The following is an 18867-nucleotide window of genomic DNA, read 5'->3' as shown; positions in this document are numbered from 1 at the left end:
TGCTGACTCCCTATGCGCCGGAACAATTGCGTAAGTGTAAATATACGGTGTGGGTTGAAATTCCCAATAAATTGGCAATGGCTTTGGTTGCCCCCTTCAATTCGAACAGCCCCTGCTGGTAAAGCTCTGCGATAATCAGTTTATTTTTATTATTTACACCGATAGTCGGATCATGGCTGATTCTGCTGATGACTTTCTCAACCGTCTGATTAAATAAATCGTCGATATTCTCTGCAAACAGTTCCCCGTTTTTAATTTCGTGGTTTTTAATGTCATGGGCTGCCGCCGATTGCACTTGAGCCGTATTTGTACTCAATAAAAAAGACATGAAATCGTGTAATGGGGTATCGAGGCTTAAATTGACACAGAGCAACCCGATAATGCGATCGTTTTCACCCAGTACGGCTTGGGTGATGGAACGCATTTTTTGTCCGTTTTTCGCATGGGTAAAATAGGCATCGGTCACAAATGTCTTTTCTTCCGTCATCTGTTTTAGCATATTTAAGGCGGTGCTAGTGATAGGTGCGCCGACCGCTCTATCGGTCAAATGGGAATTCACTATCTTGATCACCGAGCATTGCAAATCGGCTAAAGAGTGCAGCACCACTTCGCAATCATTGCCCAATAGATTTTTTAGCATCGTCAAAACCGGTTCCTGCGAGCGCAAAATCTGTTTGTCAACCAGTGTTAAAGGATAGGTTAGCGTTGGAAAATCCCGTGTTTGATTTAGTTTTACCATGTTACTCACTCAAATATTTTTTATTGAAAATCATAAAATCAATTAAAGTTGATTTTGTTTCTTTATACAATCAACTTTAATTGATTATGTGATCACGATTGAAGAATAGTTGTATGGAGATACAGGGGATAAGCGGAAAACTATGGTGAGATTGCTAAACGGCAATAAGAAGAAATAAAAATAAGAAAAAGCCGAATAGAAATATTCATTCCGATTCGGCTTTTCTAACGCTTTAGAATATTCAACTCAGGCTAACTAAACCGCCCCTCTCCGACTTTTCGCATAAGTATCGAACGATACTGCGAGGATAATAATCGCCCCCATGATGATTTGTTGGTAGTAGGCGGAAACGTCCATTAAAACCAAGCCGTTGATCAACACGCCCATGATAATCGAGCCGAAAATCGTGCCGGTGATACGGCCGTAGCCACCCATCAGTGAGGTGCCGCCGATAACGACAGAAGCAATGACGCGCAACTCAAAGGCAACGCCGGCAACGGATTCGGCACTGCCTAAGCGGGCGCTTAAGATAAAGCCTGCGAGACCTGCCAACGCACCGATGACGACATAGACGCTGACCAAAGTGCGGTTGATGTTGACCCCGGCTAAGCGTGCGGCTTCAGGGTTGCCACCGACGGAATAGACATAGCGTCCCCAACGGGTTTTATGCAGGGCGATATAACCGAGAATCGCGACAATGGCAAAGATCACCACCGGAACGGGTATGCCGAGCAGATCGCCGCGCCCCCACCAGCGGTAACCCTGGTCAAAGCCGGCAATCGGTGCACCGTCGTTGATTACCAGTGTCAAACCGCGCCAAATGGTCATGCCGCCTAAGGTCACGATAAACGGTGGGATTTTCAGTTTGGTCACGCCCAAACCGTGCAACCAGCCGATAAACGTCCCCATTGCCAGACAGATTCCCAAGCCGAGCAGCCAGCTCATGCCGCCCCAAGCGCCGGGCTCAACGGTGACGGTATTGTCGCCTTTGATCACATGGGCGGCAAAAATCGCACATACTGCCAAGACTGAGCCGACGGAAAGGTCAATCCCTGCGGTTAAAATCACGAAAGTCATGCCGACTGCCATGATGCCGAAAATAGAGACTTCGGTCAAAATATTAAAAATGTTGCGTTCGGATAAAAATGCGCTGTTTTGGAATTGAAAAAAGATAATTAAAAACACTAAAAAAACCAACACGCCAAATCGTTCGAAAAACGCAATCGGATCTTTTTTGCCGTTTTCGTCCACAATTCCTAAATTTTTTAACATATTCTCAAACATAATAATTTCCTTATCTTATAAGGTCGATTAATGCCGGTTTACACCGATCGCCATCATTGACATGAGTTTTTCTTCGGTTGCGTCGTCGCCGTGAATTTCACCGGTCACTTTTCCTTCCGAAAGTGTGATAATACGGTCTGAAATCGCCATAATTTCCGGTAAATCAGAAGAGATCACCAACACGGCAACCCCTTTTTTGGCCATATCAAACAGCACTTGGTGCACTTCGGATTTTGCGCCGACATCAATGCCGCGAGTCGGTTCATCAACGATTAATACTTTTGGGTTTAATGACATACAGCGGGCAAGAATGATTTTTTGCTGGTTTCCGCCGGACAGTTTGCGCGCTTCTAACGATGAGCTGGCCATTTTTATTCTGAGCGCCTGACGATAGGCCTCAATCAGATCCGTTTCGCTGCTTTCATTGACAAACCATTTCATCGTCAGCAGGTTTTTCAGATTGGAAAGGGTCATATTGGTGCGGATCGGCAGCCCCAACACCAGCCCTTCTTTTTTGCGGTCTTCCGGCACCAGCGCAATCCCTTGATCCAAGGCTTCTAGCGGCGAATTGGCACGGTACGGCTCACCGTTGAGGGTAATTTCGCCCGATTGGTAGTGATCGGCACCAAACAGGCAACGGGCAATTTCCGTCCGCCCTGCGCCGACCAGTCCGGCAATCCCCAACACTTCTCCCTGATGAATGTCGAAGCTGACATCATGCAACGCAATGCCGTGCGGATCCATTTGCGGTTTCTCTTTTTTCAGATGGCGAACGGACAGCACCACCGGTTTGTCTTTGTGCTGCGTTTCGCTTGACGGACGGCGGTTGAAAATCACATTCCGCCCGACCATCATACGGATAATTTCATCGACATTGGTTTCGGCAACATTGCCTTCGCCGGTGTATTTGCCGTCTTGGAAAACGGTGAAGCGATCGCACAAGGCAAACACTTCGTTGAGGCGGTGGGTAACATAGATAATGCTGACCCCGCGGGATTTGAGATCACGCACAATTTGGTGCAAGGTTTCGACTTCTTTATCACTTAATGCCGCAGAGGGTTCGTCCATGATGATCAGTTTGGCATTCAGGGTTAAAGCACGCGCAATCTCGACCATTTGTTGTTGGGCGACGCTCAATTGCGCCACTTGCGCATTCGGCGAAATATTCAGTTTGAGATTATCCAGCACCATTTTGGCTTCGTGTTCAAGGCTTTTGCGATCGACGAAAATTCCTTTGGTTAACGGTTCCCGGCCAAGGAAAAAGTTTTCCGCCACCGTCATATTCGGCAACAGGTTGAATTCTTGATAAATAGTGACGATGCCTTGCAGCTGTCTGGCGTGCGGGCTGTCATGGATATCCAATGTTTTACCGTTGAAAATAATTTCGCCGCTGGTTTGCGGTTGTGCGCCGGATAAGGCTTTCAGCAAGGTCGATTTTCCGGCGCCGTTTTCACCTAACAGGGCGTGAACTTCACCTGCGGCAACTTGCAACTGCACCCCATCGAGCGCCATCACACCGGAAAAACTCTTGCTTAGATTTTGGACTTTTAATAAAGGGGCTGACATAAAGACCTCTCAGATCCGACCGCAATACCGTGTTATATTGCGGTCGGAAATTGATTTATTTTACTTCTCCGATTCGTTCCGCATCATTTAAGTTGCTTTGAGTGATAATGGTCGGAGCAAAGTCCAGCCCTTGAACATCAGCGCCGCCGTGGGCTTTCGCAACGACTTGCTCAAGTGCGGTTTTCACGGCATAGCTCGGACGTTGGTCAGCAGTTGCATATAACCAACCTTCTTTGATTCGGGATAACGCTTCCGGGCCGGCATCAAAACCGGTCACCAAAATATCACCGGCTTTATAGCCCAATCCGTGCAGTGCTTCGATTGCACCCAGTGCCATATCGTCATTGGCGGATAGAATCACATCCGGTTTTTGTTTCAGGGTCGGTAACACGCTTTCGATAATGCGTAGCCCTTCGGAACGCAACCAGTTACCGGTTTGATCAACTAAAATAGTATATTTGCCGGCATCCGCCGCCAGTGTGTCACGAATGCCGTTCATGCGTTCGATATTGGAGCTGGATCCCGGTTGTCCGGTCAGCAGGATAATATTTGCGCCGTCCGGAAACTTGGTTTTGACCACTTTAGCAATCTCTTGTCCGCCGGTGTAATTGTTAGCCCCAAAGTGCGGTATCGGTTCGCTGCTTTGCACTTTACGGTCTAGCGTGGCGGTCGGGATTTTTTCATCAATAATTTCTTCCACGGCGGCGGCAATCGCATTCACGTCATTCGGCGCAATAATGATGCCTTTTGCACCTTTGGTAATGGCATTTTCCAAATCGGCAGCTTGTTTGGTCGAGCTGCTTTGTCCGTCTAACACTTGTAGGTTGACTTGTAATTCTTTAGCGGTATTCATCGCGGATTTGGACAATTGCACTTCAAAAGGGCTGGACAAGTTTGGCAAGCTGAAAACCACCAATTCGTCTTTTGCGGCAACATTAAACGCTAAACCCAGCGTTAATAAAGAAAGGGCTAATTTACTGCTTTTTTTCATATATTCACCTCATAATATTGGACGTGACATAATACGATTAGAAACATCAATCATAGGTACGTCATTTTTTTGTTTATGGAATAAGACGACGTTAAAATGTGATTTATTTAATATCGAATAAAAAATCAGAATATTAAAAATATGAAATGTTTGATTCATTTCGCAAAGGAGAATAGCACTATTTAGTCTATTGTTGGAAAGTTTGTTTCAGTTTTGTTAAGCAGATCATAAAAATGATCTGCTTATTTCATTTTATCTAGATTTCGTTGACATCAACCCAGCGTTTGCTGTCGGCTGATTTGGCAATCGCTTCCAAAATCCGGGATACTTTATAGCCTTCTTCAAAGTCGGGCCACATCGGTTTGTCTTCGGTCAACCCGACGATCAGATCGCGCACTTCGACGGTTTTTTGATCATTAAAGCCAATCCCGTGTCCGGCACTGACGCAGAACGGTTTATAATCAGGGTGTAACGGGCCGGTCAAAATCGTCTTAAAGCCTTGCCGTGCCGGATCATCGTCGTGCAGATACAGTTTCAATTCCGCCATGCGCTCTTGCGTATAGCTAATTGTACCTTTGGTTCCCGTAATGACATAAGTCAATCCCATTTTCCTACCACAAGCGATTCTTGAGGTTTCAATCGTGCCCATAACGCCGCTGGCAAAACGTAACAGGCTGCTTGCCTGATCTTCGTTTTCAACTTCGACCAGTTTGGTTTTGTCCTGCGGATCGGGACGTTGCTTGATCACGGTTTGCAAATCACCGCTGACACTGACAATATCTTCCCCCAGCAGGTATTGCGCCATATTGATAATATGGGCGCCAATATCACCTAACGCTCCCAAGCCGGCTTTCGCCCGATAGCAGTGCCAATCAATAGGCGTGCTTGGGCTGGCGAGATAGTCTTCGTTATGTGTTCCGTAAAAATGGATCACTTCGCCAATTTCGCCGTTGCGAATGATTTCCCGTGCCAGTTGGCTGGTCGGATTTTTCATATAGTTAAAGCCGACTAAAGTTTTAACACCGGCTTGGGTGGCGGCGTCATACATCTCTTTGGCTTCAAGTGCGGTCAGCGCCAACGGTTTTTCAGAATAGACGTGTTTTCCCTGCTTGATCGCTGCCAAGGCGATCTCTTTATGCAGAAAATTCGGCGTACAAATATCGACCACATCGACATTGGGGTCATTCACTACGTCACGCCAATCGCCGGTCGAGCGTTTAAAACCGAATTCCTGCGCTTTTTGTGCGGCAAGTTCCGGCGTAATTTCCGCCAGATATTCCAGTTCCAATTTGCCTTGTAAATTAAAAACAGTTGGTGCTTGTGCATACGCAATCGCATGGCAACGCCCGATATATCCGGTACCGATAAGCCCTACTTTGACAGTTTTCATTGATTACTCCTTGTTCCTCGCTTATGTCGATTTAAAAAAGGGCGGATATCAAATCCGCCCGCTTTTGTTGTTATTCGCGTTTTACAATGTCGGCATACTGAACGCTGCACCTTGCTCACGCACATTGTGGTTCGGCCAGCGGCTGGTGATGGTTTTCATGCGGGTATAGAAACGTACGCCATCAGGGCCGTACACATTCAATGCGCCGAAAATCGAGGCTTTCCAACCGCCGAAGCAATGGTAGGCAATCGGGACCGGAATAGGCACATTGATGCCGACCATACCGGCTTGCACATCTTGGCTGTACTGTCGGGCGGCGTCGCCGTCACTGGTGAAAATCGCACTGCCGTTGCCGTATTGGTGATCGTTGATCAGCTTAATCGCACTGTCGTAATCTTTCGCTCTGACTACGCACAACACCGGACCGAAAATTTCTTCTTGATAGATGGTCATCTCCGGAGTCACTTGATCGAATAAGGTTCCGCCGATGAAATAACCGTTTTCATGTCCTGCAACTTTATAATTGCGTCCGTCAACCACCAATTTCGCACCGGCGGCAACGCCTTGATCAACATAGCCCGACACTTTTTCCAAATGCTGTTTCGAGATTAACGGCCCCATATCGTTTTCTTTCTGCCCTTGCGGCAACACGCCCGGACCGATACGCAAGGCTTCCACTTTCGGTTTCAAATTCGCGATAATCGCATCAGCCACCGCATCATCGGTGGTCACGGCGACGGACAGCGCCATGCAGCGTTCGCCTGCCGCACCGAAAGCCGCGCCCAACAAGGCATTCGCCGTCATTTCGATATCAGCGTCCGGCATAATCAACGCATGGTTTTTGGCGCCGCCCAATGCCTGCACCCGTTTGCCGTGTGCCGAACCGACTTCATAGATATACTGGGCAATCGGCGTCGAACCAACGAAACTCACCGCTTGAATGCGCGGATCACGCAGCAAGATATCCACCGCTTCTTTATCGCCCTGCACCACGTTGAACACCCCGTCCGGCAAGCCGGCTTGTTGCAATAATTCAGCCAAACGGATAGACAATGACGGATCTTTTTCCGACGGTTTCAACACAAAAGTATTACCGCACGCCAATGCGATTGGGAACATCCACATCGGCACCATTGCTGGGAAGTTAAACGGCGTAATACCGGCAACCACGCCCAGCGGCTGCATCACTGAATGGGTATCAATACCGCGTCCGACATTAGCGGAAAATTCGCCTTTCAATAAGTGCGGTATGCCGGTGGCGAATTCTACTACTTCCAATCCGCGGGTTAATTCACCAATGGAGTCGGAATAAATTTTGCCGTGTTCGTTGGTGATCAATTTTGCCAATTCATCAAAGTTGGCTTCGAGTAATTCTTTGAATTTAAATAAAATTCTGGCTCGGCGCAACGGGGATTGTTGCGACCATGCCGGATAGGCGGCTTGTGCGGCGGCAATTGCGGAATCTACTTCGCTTGCGGTACTCAATTTTACTTGCTTGGTTTGCTCGCCTGTTGCCGGATTGAAAACAGGGGTGAAACGGGCACTTTGGCTTTCAACGATTTTTCCATTGATAAAATTTGGAATAAACTGGCTCATATTGCTCCTCGACTAAAATCAACTGGTTATAATGAAGACTGGTTTCACCGTTACGATACTCCGACGAAATAATTTTTTCAATCGAAAAACACAAAAAATGAAATTTTTATTTCATTTTTTGTGATCCAAGTAGAATCTTGCAAAAGATCTCGTTCAGTTGGCGGGCATTGTCCTTTATACTGAGGTTCAAACAGTGACGAACGATAAACAGAGGTTACACATGAGCCAATTACTTTCCAAATCCAAACAGGTCAGCAACGATTTTCGCCAGCAAATCACACCGCAAAATGCCAACTGGGAATATGTCGGATTTGAGTTGCTGCATCTGTCCGCCGGTAAATCACAGGAAATCAATACTGACAATACCGAAATCTGCTTTGTCGTGGTGTCCGGCTATGCCTCGTTTGCCGTTGATGCCAAAATTTTTGAGCATTTGGGCAACCGCACTTCGCCTTTTGAACGGATTCCGCCGTATTCGCTGTATGTGCCGCATAATAAACAAGTGCAAGTGATCGCCGACACCGATTTGGAATTGGCGATTTGCCGCGCGCCGAGCAGCGGAAACCTGCCGATTCGGGTGATTAAACCGCAAGATGTCGGGGTGGAAAAACGCGGTTTCGGCAATAATAAGCGCTTGGTGCACAATATTTTGCCGGAAACCGAAGCCGCCGACAGTTTATTGGTGGTCGAAGTCTTTACCGACGAGGGCAATACCAGCTCGTTTCCAAGCCATAAACATGATCAGAAAAATTCGGAAACCGAAACTTATCTGGAAGAAACCTACTACCACCGCTTCGAGCCGCAGCAAGGTTTCTGCCTGCAACGGGTTTATACCGACGACCGCACTTTGGACGAATGTATGGCGGTTTACGACGGCGATGTAGTCAAAGTGCCGAAAGGCTACCATCCAGTCGCCACCATCGCCGGTTATAACAATTACTATCTGAATGTCATGGCGGGACCGGTACGCAAATGGCGCTTCACCTGGGAGCAAGATCACCAATGGATCAACAGCGAGGAATATGCGCAGAAGTTTAAGTAGCAACCTCTGTTTTGCCAATAAAGAGCGGTTAACGATTTAACCGCTCGTTAAAAACGTACTCATCTTACGCCCTGACAATTAAATCTTCGCCGTTACTGGCGCCTTTCGTCGGTTGCTCGGTCGGATTGAATCCCTGCGCCAGCCATTTATCATTGGAACGAATCATTTTGCGGTAGTGGGTTGGCGAGAAGCCGGTGTATTTTTGAAAATTATCATAAAACCGGCTGATGGAGTTGAATCCGGCGGTCAGCGAAATATCCAGCATGGTTTTGTCGGTGTCGCTTAACAACGCTTTCGTGTGATTGATTCTCATCATGGTAATGTATTGTTTAATCGTCAGTTGCATCACGCTCTGGAACAAGCCCATTGCATAATTGGTATTTAAACCGACCGCACTTGCCACATCGTTTACGGTTAACGATTTGCTGTAATGGCTGGCAATATGATCGAGCATTAAACTGACATAATGCTGGGTGTGTTTAGACGATTTTTGCTGACTGTGCGGCTCATAAACTTTCTCCAACAACAGCTGCCAACCGTCCAATGCAATCCGTTTTATCATTAATTCGATTTCATCATAAACCAGCTGCTGACGGCTCAATGCCAGCATTTTCAACTCTTTTTCCCAGCGCAGCACTTCAAAACGGCTGACCAGATCCGGATTGAGCGATTGGATAACCATACCGTGGGTTATAGGGTTGATTAACGCTTGCGGCAACGGCCAAGACAGGAAAAGATGCACGGGAACGTCCAGCACCGCCATCGCGTTGCACTGCCTGCAATCGACCAGACGATGGGGAACCGAAGCCCAAAATAGCGTGATGTGATTGGCTTTGATAGTCACGTTTTGCCCGTTAAAAATGTATTCCACGTCATCTTCAAACGGAATGTTGATCTCCATATGACCATGCCAGTGATAGCCCGGCATGGCGGCCGGCGGTTGTTGTAAATTGACCCGCAAAGGCTGGTTATCGGAATACAATGCCAGCGGACTAATGCTTTCGCTACCGAAGGTATCGCCGTCTACCGCTTTAAAGCGTGCTGTTTGTAACATTGTTTTTTTCATTGGTTATCACTCCAAAATCCCTCTTCATTGCGATTAAGGCTAGCATTTTTATCAGGTGTAAAATAGTATTTTTCCGCTAAATAATCCTGAAACTTCAGATTATGTCATGATGATCAATAAAAATGAGCTTTCAGGAATTTTATCCGATAATTCGAAGCGACTTCTTTTGGCGTGCATGCCATGATGAAACCACAATTTAAATTTTTGCATTTAAATCACATAATTAATCATCATAAACAGGAGTAACAAGAGTATGAATGCACCTAAAATTACCTTTATCGGCGCCGGTTCGACAATTTTTGTGAAAAATATTCTGAGCGATGTTTTCCATAAACCGGCATTGAAACAGGCGAAAATCGCACTGATGGATATCGATCAAACACGGTTGCAGGAATCCCATTTGGTGATCGACAAACTGATGCGTTCCGCCGGTGCAAACGGCAGTATCGAATGTTACACCAATCAAAAAGAGGCCTTGCGCGGAGCGGATTTCGTGGTGGTGGCTTTTCAAATCGGCGGCTATGAACCTTGCACCGTCACCGACTTTGAGATTTGCAAAAAATACGGTCTTGAACAAACCATTGCCGATACGCTCGGTGTCGGCGGCATTATGCGGGCTTTGCGCACCATACCGCACTTATGGCAAATTTGTGACGATATGACCGAAGTTTGTCCGAATGCGACGATGTTGAATTATGTCAATCCGATGGCAATGAACACTTGGGCGATGTATGAAAAATATCCGCACATCAAGCAGGTCGGGCTTTGCCATTCGGTGCAGGGAACCGCTGAGGAGTTGGCTCACGATTTGGATCTGAATCCGGACGATTTGCGCTACACCTGCGCCGGTATCAACCATATGGCATTTTACTTAAATCTGGAAAAACGCTTATCGGACGGCAGTTACGCCAGTATTTATCCCGATCTGTTAAAAGCGTTTGCAACCGGACAGGCACCAAAACCTCGCATGGATAACAATCCGCGCTGTAATAATCTGGTGCGTTACGAAATGTTGAAAAAGCTGGGCTATTTTGTCACCGAATCTTCCGAACACTTTGCCGAATACACCCCGTATTTCATTAAGCCTAACCGCCCTGATTTGATCGAACGCTACAAAGTACCGTTGGACGAATATCCGAAGCGCTGCGTGGAGCAGATTGCCGCTTGGAAAAGTGATCTGGAAAAATACAAGCAAGCCGACAGCATTCAGATGCCGGAATCCAGAGAATATGCCAGCACGATTATCAATTCCATCTGGACGGGCGCGCCGAGCGTGATTTACGGCAATGTGCAAAATACCGCACTTATTGATAATTTGCCGCAAGGTTGCTGCGTTGAGGTCGCCTGTCTGGTTGACGCCAACGGCATTCAGCCGACAAAAGTCGGTGCCTTGCCTAACCATTTGGCGGCGTTAATGCAAACCAACATTAATGTACAGCGCCTCACCACCGAAGCGATTTTAACGGAAAATCGCGAGCGTATTTATCACGCCGCCATGCTCGATCCGCACACCGGCGCCGCATTAGGATTGGAGGAGATTTACAGTTTGGTTGACGAGCTATTGGCCGCGCATAAAGACTGGATGCCGCAGTGGATCTACGGTGAATAACCCCGTATTAATCAGAAATACCGGTAATCCGGTATTTCATAAAATAAAAAGGACGTGTTATGAGCTTATCAATGAAAACCAAAATCAGCTTCGGACTCGGTGCTTATGGTAAAGATTTTGCGATCGGCATCGTGTATATGTATTTAATGTATTACTACACCGATGTGCTGGGTGTCAGCGCGGCAATTGTCGGTACTATCTTTATGGTGGCGCGGGTTTGGGACGCATTAAATGACCCGATTATGGGCTGGATTGTCAATAACACCCGCTCCCGTTGGGGAAAATTCAAACCTTGGATTTTGATCGGCACGATTGTCAACTCCCTTGCCCTCTTCGCTCTCTTTTGTGCGGATTTTTTTAGCGGCACGGCACAAATCGCTTACATCGCGGTGACTTATATTCTTTGGGGAATGACTTATACCCTCATGGATATTCCGTTTTGGTCACTGACCCCAACCTTAACGCTGGAACAGCGCGAACGTGAAGAGTTAGTGCCTTATCCGCGCTTTTTTGCCAGCCTTGCCGGTTTTGTCACTGCCGGGGTGTGTATGCCGTTTGTCGATTATGTCGGCGGCGCAGACAAAGGTTATGGCTTTCGCATGTTCACCTTAGTCATCATCGCATTTTTTGTGGTTTCAACCATCATCACCCTCGCCAATGTCAAAGAAAAATATTCATCGGATCATTTGCAAGATGCGGGGCAACCGGCCAAGAAAATCCCCTTAAAAACATTGGTATCGCTGATTCCGAAAAACGACCAACTTTCCAGCTTGTTGGTAATGGCGCTGTGCTATAACATTGCCGGTAATATTATTTCCGGTTTTGCGGTGTACTATTTTACTTATGTCGTCGGCGATAAAGAACTTTTCCCATATTATATGTCCTATGCCGGTATCGCCAACCTGACCGTCATTATTTTATTTGCCCGTTTGGCGAAACTCTTTTCTCGTAAAACGTTATGGGCGAGCATTTCCCTATTCTCCATGCTAAGCTGTGCCATTTTGGCCTACACCGGTATTTTCAGTCACGGTAATCTGTTTTTGATTGTGACCGCTGGTATCTTTATGCAAATCGGCAGCGCCTTATTTTGGACACTGCAAGTGATTATGGTGGCTGATACTGTGGATTACGGCGAATACAAACTGGGGATCCGCTCCGAAAGTATCGCCTATGCGGTGCAAACGATGGTGGTCAAAGCCGGTTCAGCCGTGTCCGCTTTCTTGATCGGTATCCTGTTAACTGCCATTCACTATGTACCGAATGCCACCCAAACGGCGGAAACGATTTTTTGGATGGAAATGATTATGATCGCATTACCGATTTTCTTCTATCTGATTAAACTATATGTGTATTTCCGTTATTACAAACTACACGGCGATCTATTGGCGAAAGTGAATATCCGATTATTGGATAAATACCGTGTCGCCGACTAGCTGATAATATTAAAAGTAAAAAACCTGTAGCGAAAAACTACAGGTTTTATCGTTATCAAGATGGTGACCGCACTTTACACCGATGATAAAAATAAATTCGGCTATTCTTTACTTTCTACTCTTTACGTTTAAACGCCAATGAAATCGCCAGTGTCTGCACCAATGTCATAGTCGCACATTGCGAACGGAAACCGCTGACTTGTGCCTCTTTCACAATAAACGCCTCGTCACTGAAACTGATGAGCGGGCTGATTTGGCTGTCGGTAATCGCAATTTGTTTGACCCCGTTTTTCGCCGCCGCATTCATAATATTCAACGTCTCTTTGGCATAAGGCGAAAAACTGATTGCCACCACTACATCGCCGGGCTTGATTAAATTAAGCTGCTCCTCAAACATTCCGCCCAAACCGTCGATAATATACGAATGGCAATTCAGGTGGTGCAAGGCGTAATTTAAATAACTGGCGACACTAAACGAACGTTTTAACCCGATAATAAAAATATTATTTGCGCCGTCCAAAATATCGACCGCTCTTTCCAACTGTTCACGGCTGATTTGGGCACTGAGCTGCAACAGCGCTTGATGGTTGGCTTGGGCAAACACGCTTAAAATCTCGTTTGGCGCGCCTTGGGTTGCGTTATCGGGGTCGATCTGATCAAACAGAACCGCTCTTTCGCTGTAGTTGACCGTTTCTTCCATTAAATTTTCACGAAATATCTGTTTCATTTCGTTGAATCCGCTGTAGCCGAACGCATTGGCAAAACGAATTAAGGTCGAAGGCGGCACGTCCGCACGTTCGGCAATCACCGCAACCGTGTCAAAAACAATGCTGTTCGAGTTATCCAGAATGTATTTGGCGACTTGCTTCAAGCGTTTACTCAGGCTGTCATAACGATCCCGAATTTGACTTTCTAATTGTTCAAGTTCTAATGATTTATTCATTTCATTTATCTCTGGAAGAAAAAGTATAAATATTATAAGGTCTTTTGAAATTAATTATAGTTTTTACAATTTAATAAATTGAATAAATTTAATTTCATTTTCTTAAGCGGGTTTTGTTGATCAGGCGACGGCTTAAATAAGGCCAACGCCACTCAAGAGCGGCGTTATTCGCAAAACGGTTAAGGTAGCAACTCTTCATCCCGCCATAAATCCGCATAGCTTTCGCGGCGTTTGATCAGGTGGGCTTGATCGCCGTCGACCATCACTTCTGCCGTACGCGGGCGGGAGTTGTAGTTGGAGGACATGCTGGCGCCATAAGCACCGGCGGAGCGTTGTGCGATCAGGTCGCCTTCGGCGATGCGCAGTTGCCTTTGTTTACCGAGAAAATCGGCGGTTTCGCAAATCGGGCCGACGATGTCGTAAACCGCACTTTGCCGATCTAAAGTGCGGTCAACTTCGACAATCTCCATATAGGCTTGATACAATGCCGGACGGATCATATCGTTCATGCCGGCATCGACAATGGCGAAATTGCGGGATTCGTTGCTTTTCAGATATTCCACTTTGCTGACCAAAATTCCGGCGTTGGCGCTGATGGCACGGCCCGGTTCAAGGATAATTTCCAGTTGCGGATAGGCGCTTAATTTGGCTAAAAGTGCGGTGGTGTATTCGCTCGGGTGCGGCGGTTGTTCGCCGTGATACGGTACGCCCAAGCCGCCGCCCAAATCAAGGTGGTGCAGTTCGATGCCGTCTTCGTTAAGTTGCCGCATCAGCACCAATAAACGGTCGGTAGCGTCTAAAAACGGTTGCAGTTCGGTCAATTGCGAGCCGATATGGCAATCCATGCCGCTGATTTTGATATTGGCGAGGGATTGCGCCAAGCGGTAAACCTCACGGGCTTGATCGACGCTGATGCCGAATTTATTCTCTTTTAAGCCGGTGGAGATATACGGGTGGGTTTTGGCGTCCACGTCCGGATTGACCCGCAGCGAAATCGGCGCGATTTTGCCAACGCTTGCCGCCACGCGGTTAATCCGTTGCAGCTCGGAAACGGACTCGACATTAAAGCAGCGAATCCCGACTTCTAGTGCTCTGGCGATTTCCTGCTCGGTTTTCGCCACGCCGGAAAAAACCACTTTCGCCGCCTCGCCGCCGGCCGCCAGCACCCGTTCCAATTCGCCCTGCGACACAATATCAAAACCCGAACCGAGCTGTGCCATCACGTTTAAAATCGCAATATTCGGATTGGCCTTCACCGCATAACAAATCAAGTGCGGGTGTTCGCCGAAAGCGGAATCAAAGGCGTGCCAGTGGCGTTCCAGCGTGGCTCTGGAGTAGATGTACAGCGGCGTGCCGAACTGGGCGGCGATCTGGGCGACGGCGACATTTTCCGCCATCAGGCGGTTTTGTTGATATTGAAAAAAATCCATGCGGTTATCCGAAATATTCTATTCTGAGGTTGAGTCGGTGGTCGGTTGCGTTTCTTGCGGAAAATAGAGCGGTCCTTTCACGCCGCAGGCGGTCAAACCCAGCAACATGACGGCGACTAACAAACCGTTCAGCCATTTTTTCATAATGATTCCTTATCCGTTTTTCGTTAAAATTTTGCTATTGATAACGGCTATTTTTACCATTAATTGCCGCTTTGTGCTATCACTATTGTGTTAAACTGACTATAATTTGTCACCACTCATTTCAGTAAAGAACAACAGACCCTAAATTTATGAACGTAGCAGAATTTCATCGACAGGTTGAGCAAACCTGGTCTTATGTCGAAGAGCAACTTGACGAGCAAGAGATTGATGTCGATTGCGACACGCACGGCTCGGTGTTTTCCATCACCTTTGAAAACGGGCAGCAAATTGTCATCAACAAACAAGAGCCGCTGTTGGAGCTGTGGCTGGCGAGCAAATTGGGCGGCTATCACTTTAAATACCGTGACGGACAATGGCTCACCGCCGATCAACAGGCGTTTTTCCCTCTCTTGAGCGCGGCGCTCAGTGCGTATTACGGTGAAACGGTAACCATTGCTTAATGCTTGCCGATTCGCCTAAACTACCGACCCTGCAAACCGCACTTGATGTTCTGCAACAAGTGTTCGGTTACCATGCCTTTCGCCAAGGGCAGCAGGCGGTTATCGAAGCGGTGTTGAGCGGGCAGGACAGTTTAGTCGTGATGGCGACCGGCAGCGGAAAATCGCTGTGCTACCAAGTGCCGGCGCTGTGTTTCGACGGCTTAACGCTGGTGATTTCGCCGTTGATTTCGCTGATGAAAGATCAGGTTGATCAACTGTTGAGCAATGGTGTGGAAGCGGCGTATTTGAATTCGACCCAATCTTTCGCCGAGCAACAGCAAGTGCAAAGCAAGGCGATCAGCGGCGCATTGAAACTGCTCTACATTTCGCCGGAAAAGGTGATGACCACCGCGTTTTTCCAATTTATCTGCCAATGTCGGGTCAGCTTTATTGCGATTGACGAAGCGCACTGTATTTCGCAATGGGGACACGATTTCCGTCCGGAATATACCGCACTTGGCGGTTTGAAAAAGAGCTTTTTCAACGTGCCGGTGATGGCGCTGACCGCCACCGCCGACAGTGCGACCCGACAAGACATTCTGCAACACCTCAATTTAAGCCAACCCTACCAATATATCGGCAGCTTTGATCGTGCCAATATCCGTTATACCTTGGTCGAAAAATACAAAGGCGTGGAACAGATGTGCCGTTTCGTGCTGGCGCAAAAAGGCAAGAGCGGAATTGTGTATTGCAACAGCCGCAAGAAAACCGAACAGTTGTGCGAAAGCCTGCAACGGCGCAATGTCAGTTGTGCGCCTTACCACGCCGGCATGAGCATCGAGCAGCGCGAAGCGACCCAGTTAGCATTTCAGCGCGACAATATTCAAGTGGTGGTGGCGACGGTGGCGTTCGGCATGGGGATCAATAAATCCAACGTGCGCTTTGTGCTGCACTTCGACTTACCGCGCAGTATCGAAGCCTATTACCAAGAAACCGGACGTGCGGGGCGTGACCATTTGCCGGCGGAAGCGGTGCTGCTGTACGATCCGTCCGATTATGCTTGGCTGAATAAAATTTTATTGGAAAAACCGAAAAATCAGCAACGCCAAATCGAACAGCATAAATTGCAGGCGATGGGGGCGTTTGCCGAAGCGCAGACTTGCCGCCGCTTGGTGCTGTTGAATTATTTCGGCGAACAGCGCAATACGCCGTGCCAAAACTGCGATATCTGTCTGGATCCGCCCAAATCCTACGACGGGCTGTTGGACGCACAGAAAGTGATGTCGGTGATTTACCGTGTCGGGCAGAATTTCGGTTTGCACTATGTGATCGCGGTGCTACGCGGCTTGCAAAATCAACGGATTAAAGAGTACGGCCACGATAAACTGTCGGTGTTTGCTATCGGCAAAGAGCAGAGCCAAGAGTATTGGACCAATGTGATCCGCCAACTGATTCATTTGGGTTACATCGAGCAGAACATCATGCAATTTTCCGCTTTGCGTCTGACCGAAGCCGCCCGTCCGATTTTACGCGGCGAAACCGCACTTTCACTGGCAACGCCGCGCTTGTCGATGTCGGTGATTCAGCGTACGCAAAGTTCCGGCCTGAAAAATTACGACAAAGATCTATTCGCCCGTCTGCGTTTTCTGCGCAAACAGATCGCCGACCGAGAAAGCATTCCGCCGTATATCGTGTTCAACGACGCCACCTTGCAGGAGATGGCGCAGTTAATGCCGACCTCCAATAATGAAATGCTGCAAATCAACGGCGTCGGGCTGCGTAAGTTGGATCGCTTTGCGCAACCGTTTATGGCGCTGATCAAAGAGCACCAAACCAATCTGAACAACAGCCGACAAGAATGATAAAATAATCGTAATCTTGCTGTAGCCAAACCGCACTTTTGCGTTATGATTTCTGCCGTGATTCTTATTTATAATATAAGGGGTAAAACATGAAAACCGCATTTCAATTGGATCGTCTGGTTCATGGTTATTGGCGCTTAAAACAGTGGAATTTAACGCCGCAGCAACTGTTGCAATTAACCGAGCAGGTTATCGAATTGGGGATCCGCACTTTTGATCACGCCGCCTGTTACGGCTCGTTTACCAATGAGGAAGCGTTCGGTCAAGCGCTGAAATTAAAACCATCTTTGCGCCAAGAGATCACGCTGATCACCAAGTGCGGTATCTTGTTCCCAAGTCAGGAATTTCCGACCATTGACAGCCATTACTACGACAACAGCTACGAACACATCGTGGCTTCGGCGGAGCGCTCGATCGCCAAAATGCAGTGCGACTATCTCGATTTGCTGTTGATTCACCGCCTGTCGCCTTGCGTTGATCCGGAACAGGTCGCCAAAGCCTTCGAACATCTGCACAATAGCGGCAAAGTGCGGTATTTCGGCGTATCCAACTATACTCCGTCGAAGTTCAGTATGTTGCAATCCTACCTCGATCAACCGCTGCTCACTAACCAAATTGAAATGTCGCCGTTGCATTTGGCACCGTTCGACGACGGGACGTTGGACTATTTAATGGAAAAACGCGTGCGCCCGATGGCATGGTCGCCACTGGCCGGCGGCGAACTGTTCAACAAAGACAATCCGGCCGGCGTGCGGGTGCGCAAAGCGCTGTTGGAGATCGGGCAACGCTTTAACGAAACCCATATCGACACCTTGGCTTACGCCTGGCTGCTCAGCCATCCGGCAAAAATCACGCCGGTAATCGGCTCCGGCGAACTGCGCCGGATTCAAAGAGCGGTCGACGCCCTCTCGATTCAATTCAGCGAACAGGACTGGATCGAAGTTTACAAAGCCTCACAAGGACATGATATTCCTTAATAATTTTAATAAGTTAGAAAGCCGCTTAGTGTTAAGCGGCTTCTTGTTTGAGAGCGGATAAAAAAGTGCGGTTAGGCTTGTTGATCTGCACCCCAAAAGTTGGACTCCAAAACCAACGAACTAAGGTGCAGATTTTTATGACTAAATATACCCAAGCATTTAAACAACACGTCGTTGAATATTACCTTCAACAGCCCCAATCTATCAGTAACACATCACGCGTTTTTCAAACACCGGAAAGCTGTATCCGCCGATGGGTTTTACAATACAGGCATTCCGGCTTAAATGGTCTGGCCGTGTTGCATATTACGCAAAAATATACATTGCAAGACAAGCTCAACGCCATTGAATACGC

General features: G+C 47.6%; 17 protein-coding genes. 7 read left to right on the top strand and 10 right to left on the bottom strand.

Going from position 1 to position 18867, the window contains the following annotated elements; genetic code table 11:
- Positions 1-10: 10 nt before the first annotated feature.
- The 6 genes from B8880_RS07265 to B8880_RS07240 form a co-directional block, all read right to left on the bottom strand.
- Complete coding sequence (locus tag B8880_RS07265; RefSeq protein WP_084256960.1) at positions 11-739, bottom strand: helix-turn-helix transcriptional regulator; 729 nt, start codon at positions 737-739, stop codon at positions 11-13.
- Positions 740-994: 255 nt separating this feature from the next.
- Positions 995-2023, bottom strand: coding sequence for an ABC transporter permease (locus B8880_RS07260; protein WP_084256959.1), 1029 nt, complete (start codon positions 2021-2023; stop codon positions 995-997).
- 27 nt (positions 2024-2050) lie between these two features.
- Entirely contained in the window at positions 2051-3589 is a 1539-nt protein-coding gene (locus B8880_RS07255; protein ID WP_084256958.1) for a sugar ABC transporter ATP-binding protein, read from the bottom strand.
- A gap of 55 nt (positions 3590-3644) precedes the next feature.
- Complete coding sequence (locus B8880_RS07250; RefSeq protein ID WP_084256957.1) at positions 3645-4580, bottom strand: substrate-binding domain-containing protein; 936 nt, start codon at positions 4578-4580, stop codon at positions 3645-3647.
- A gap of 256 nt (positions 4581-4836) precedes the next feature.
- Positions 4837-5970, bottom strand: a complete 1134-nt coding sequence (locus B8880_RS07245) for a Gfo/Idh/MocA family protein (RefSeq protein ID WP_084256956.1) — start codon at positions 5968-5970, stop codon at positions 4837-4839.
- 81 nt (positions 5971-6051) lie between these two features.
- Positions 6052-7566, bottom strand: a complete 1515-nt coding sequence (locus B8880_RS07240; RefSeq protein ID WP_084256955.1) for a CoA-acylating methylmalonate-semialdehyde dehydrogenase — start codon at positions 7564-7566, stop codon at positions 6052-6054.
- 220 nt (positions 7567-7786) lie between these two features.
- Between B8880_RS07240 and iolB the strand changes: the two genes are divergently transcribed.
- A complete protein-coding gene (iolB, locus tag B8880_RS07235; protein WP_084256954.1) occupies positions 7787-8608 on the top strand; it encodes a 5-deoxy-glucuronate isomerase in 822 nt (273 codons plus the stop codon).
- A gap of 64 nt (positions 8609-8672) precedes the next feature.
- Here iolB and melR read toward each other — a convergent pair whose 3' ends face one another.
- Positions 8673-9674: a transcriptional regulator MelR gene (melR, locus tag B8880_RS07230; protein WP_084256953.1), complete on the bottom strand. Its 1002-nt coding sequence runs from the start codon at positions 9672-9674 to the stop codon at positions 8673-8675.
- 253 nt (positions 9675-9927) lie between these two features.
- Between melR and melA the strand changes: the two genes are divergently transcribed.
- Together melA and melB are read left to right on the top strand one after the other, a co-directional pair.
- Positions 9928-11283: an alpha-glucosidase/alpha-galactosidase gene (gene melA, locus B8880_RS07225; protein ID WP_084256952.1), complete on the top strand. Its 1356-nt coding sequence runs from the start codon at positions 9928-9930 to the stop codon at positions 11281-11283.
- A gap of 59 nt (positions 11284-11342) precedes the next feature.
- The gene (melB, locus tag B8880_RS07220) at positions 11343-12716 is read left to right on the top strand and encodes a melibiose:sodium transporter MelB (protein ID WP_084256951.1); all 1374 of its coding nucleotides are present in this window, start codon (positions 11343-11345) and stop codon (positions 12714-12716) included.
- Between the two features lie 115 nt (positions 12717-12831).
- Here melB and B8880_RS07215 read toward each other — a convergent pair whose 3' ends face one another.
- From B8880_RS07215 to lptM, 3 genes are all read right to left on the bottom strand, one after another.
- Positions 12832-13659, bottom strand: coding sequence for a MurR/RpiR family transcriptional regulator (locus tag B8880_RS07215; protein WP_084256950.1), 828 nt, complete (start codon positions 13657-13659; stop codon positions 12832-12834).
- Between the two features lie 179 nt (positions 13660-13838).
- Positions 13839-15089: a diaminopimelate decarboxylase gene (lysA, locus tag B8880_RS07210; protein ID WP_084256949.1), complete on the bottom strand. Its 1251-nt coding sequence runs from the start codon at positions 15087-15089 to the stop codon at positions 13839-13841.
- 18 nt (positions 15090-15107) lie between these two features.
- Positions 15108-15233 carry an LPS translocon maturation chaperone LptM gene (gene lptM / locus B8880_RS07205; RefSeq protein ID WP_084256948.1) on the bottom strand — a complete coding sequence of 42 codons (126 nt, stop codon included), beginning with the start codon at positions 15231-15233 and terminating at the stop codon, positions 15108-15110.
- Positions 15234-15382: 149 nt separating this feature from the next.
- On the opposite strand from lptM, the gene cyaY reads away from it, so the two are divergent.
- The 4 genes from cyaY to B8880_RS07185 form a co-directional block, all read left to right on the top strand.
- A complete protein-coding gene (cyaY, locus tag B8880_RS07200; protein WP_084256947.1) occupies positions 15383-15694 on the top strand; it encodes an iron donor protein CyaY in 312 nt (103 codons plus the stop codon).
- On the top strand, positions 15694-17535 hold the full coding sequence (gene recQ, locus B8880_RS07195; RefSeq protein WP_084256946.1) for a DNA helicase RecQ: 1842 nt from the start codon (positions 15694-15696) through the stop codon (positions 17533-17535). Before cyaY ends, recQ begins: the two co-directional genes overlap by 1 nt.
- Positions 17536-17624: 89 nt before the next feature.
- The gene (locus B8880_RS07190) at positions 17625-18512 is read left to right on the top strand and encodes an aldo/keto reductase (RefSeq protein ID WP_084256945.1); all 888 of its coding nucleotides are present in this window, start codon (positions 17625-17627) and stop codon (positions 18510-18512) included.
- Between the two features lie 137 nt (positions 18513-18649).
- On the top strand, positions 18650-18867 hold a 218-nt coding region (locus B8880_RS07185; RefSeq protein WP_084256944.1), incomplete at its 3' end, for a helix-turn-helix domain-containing protein.

The organism is Pasteurella testudinis DSM 23072, from assembly GCF_900176075.1.
Lineage (GTDB): Bacteria > Pseudomonadota > Gammaproteobacteria > Enterobacterales > Pasteurellaceae > Chelonobacter > Chelonobacter testudinis.
The sequence above is the reverse complement of the archived record's forward strand: the minus strand, read 5'-3'. Positions and strand labels throughout refer to the sequence as shown.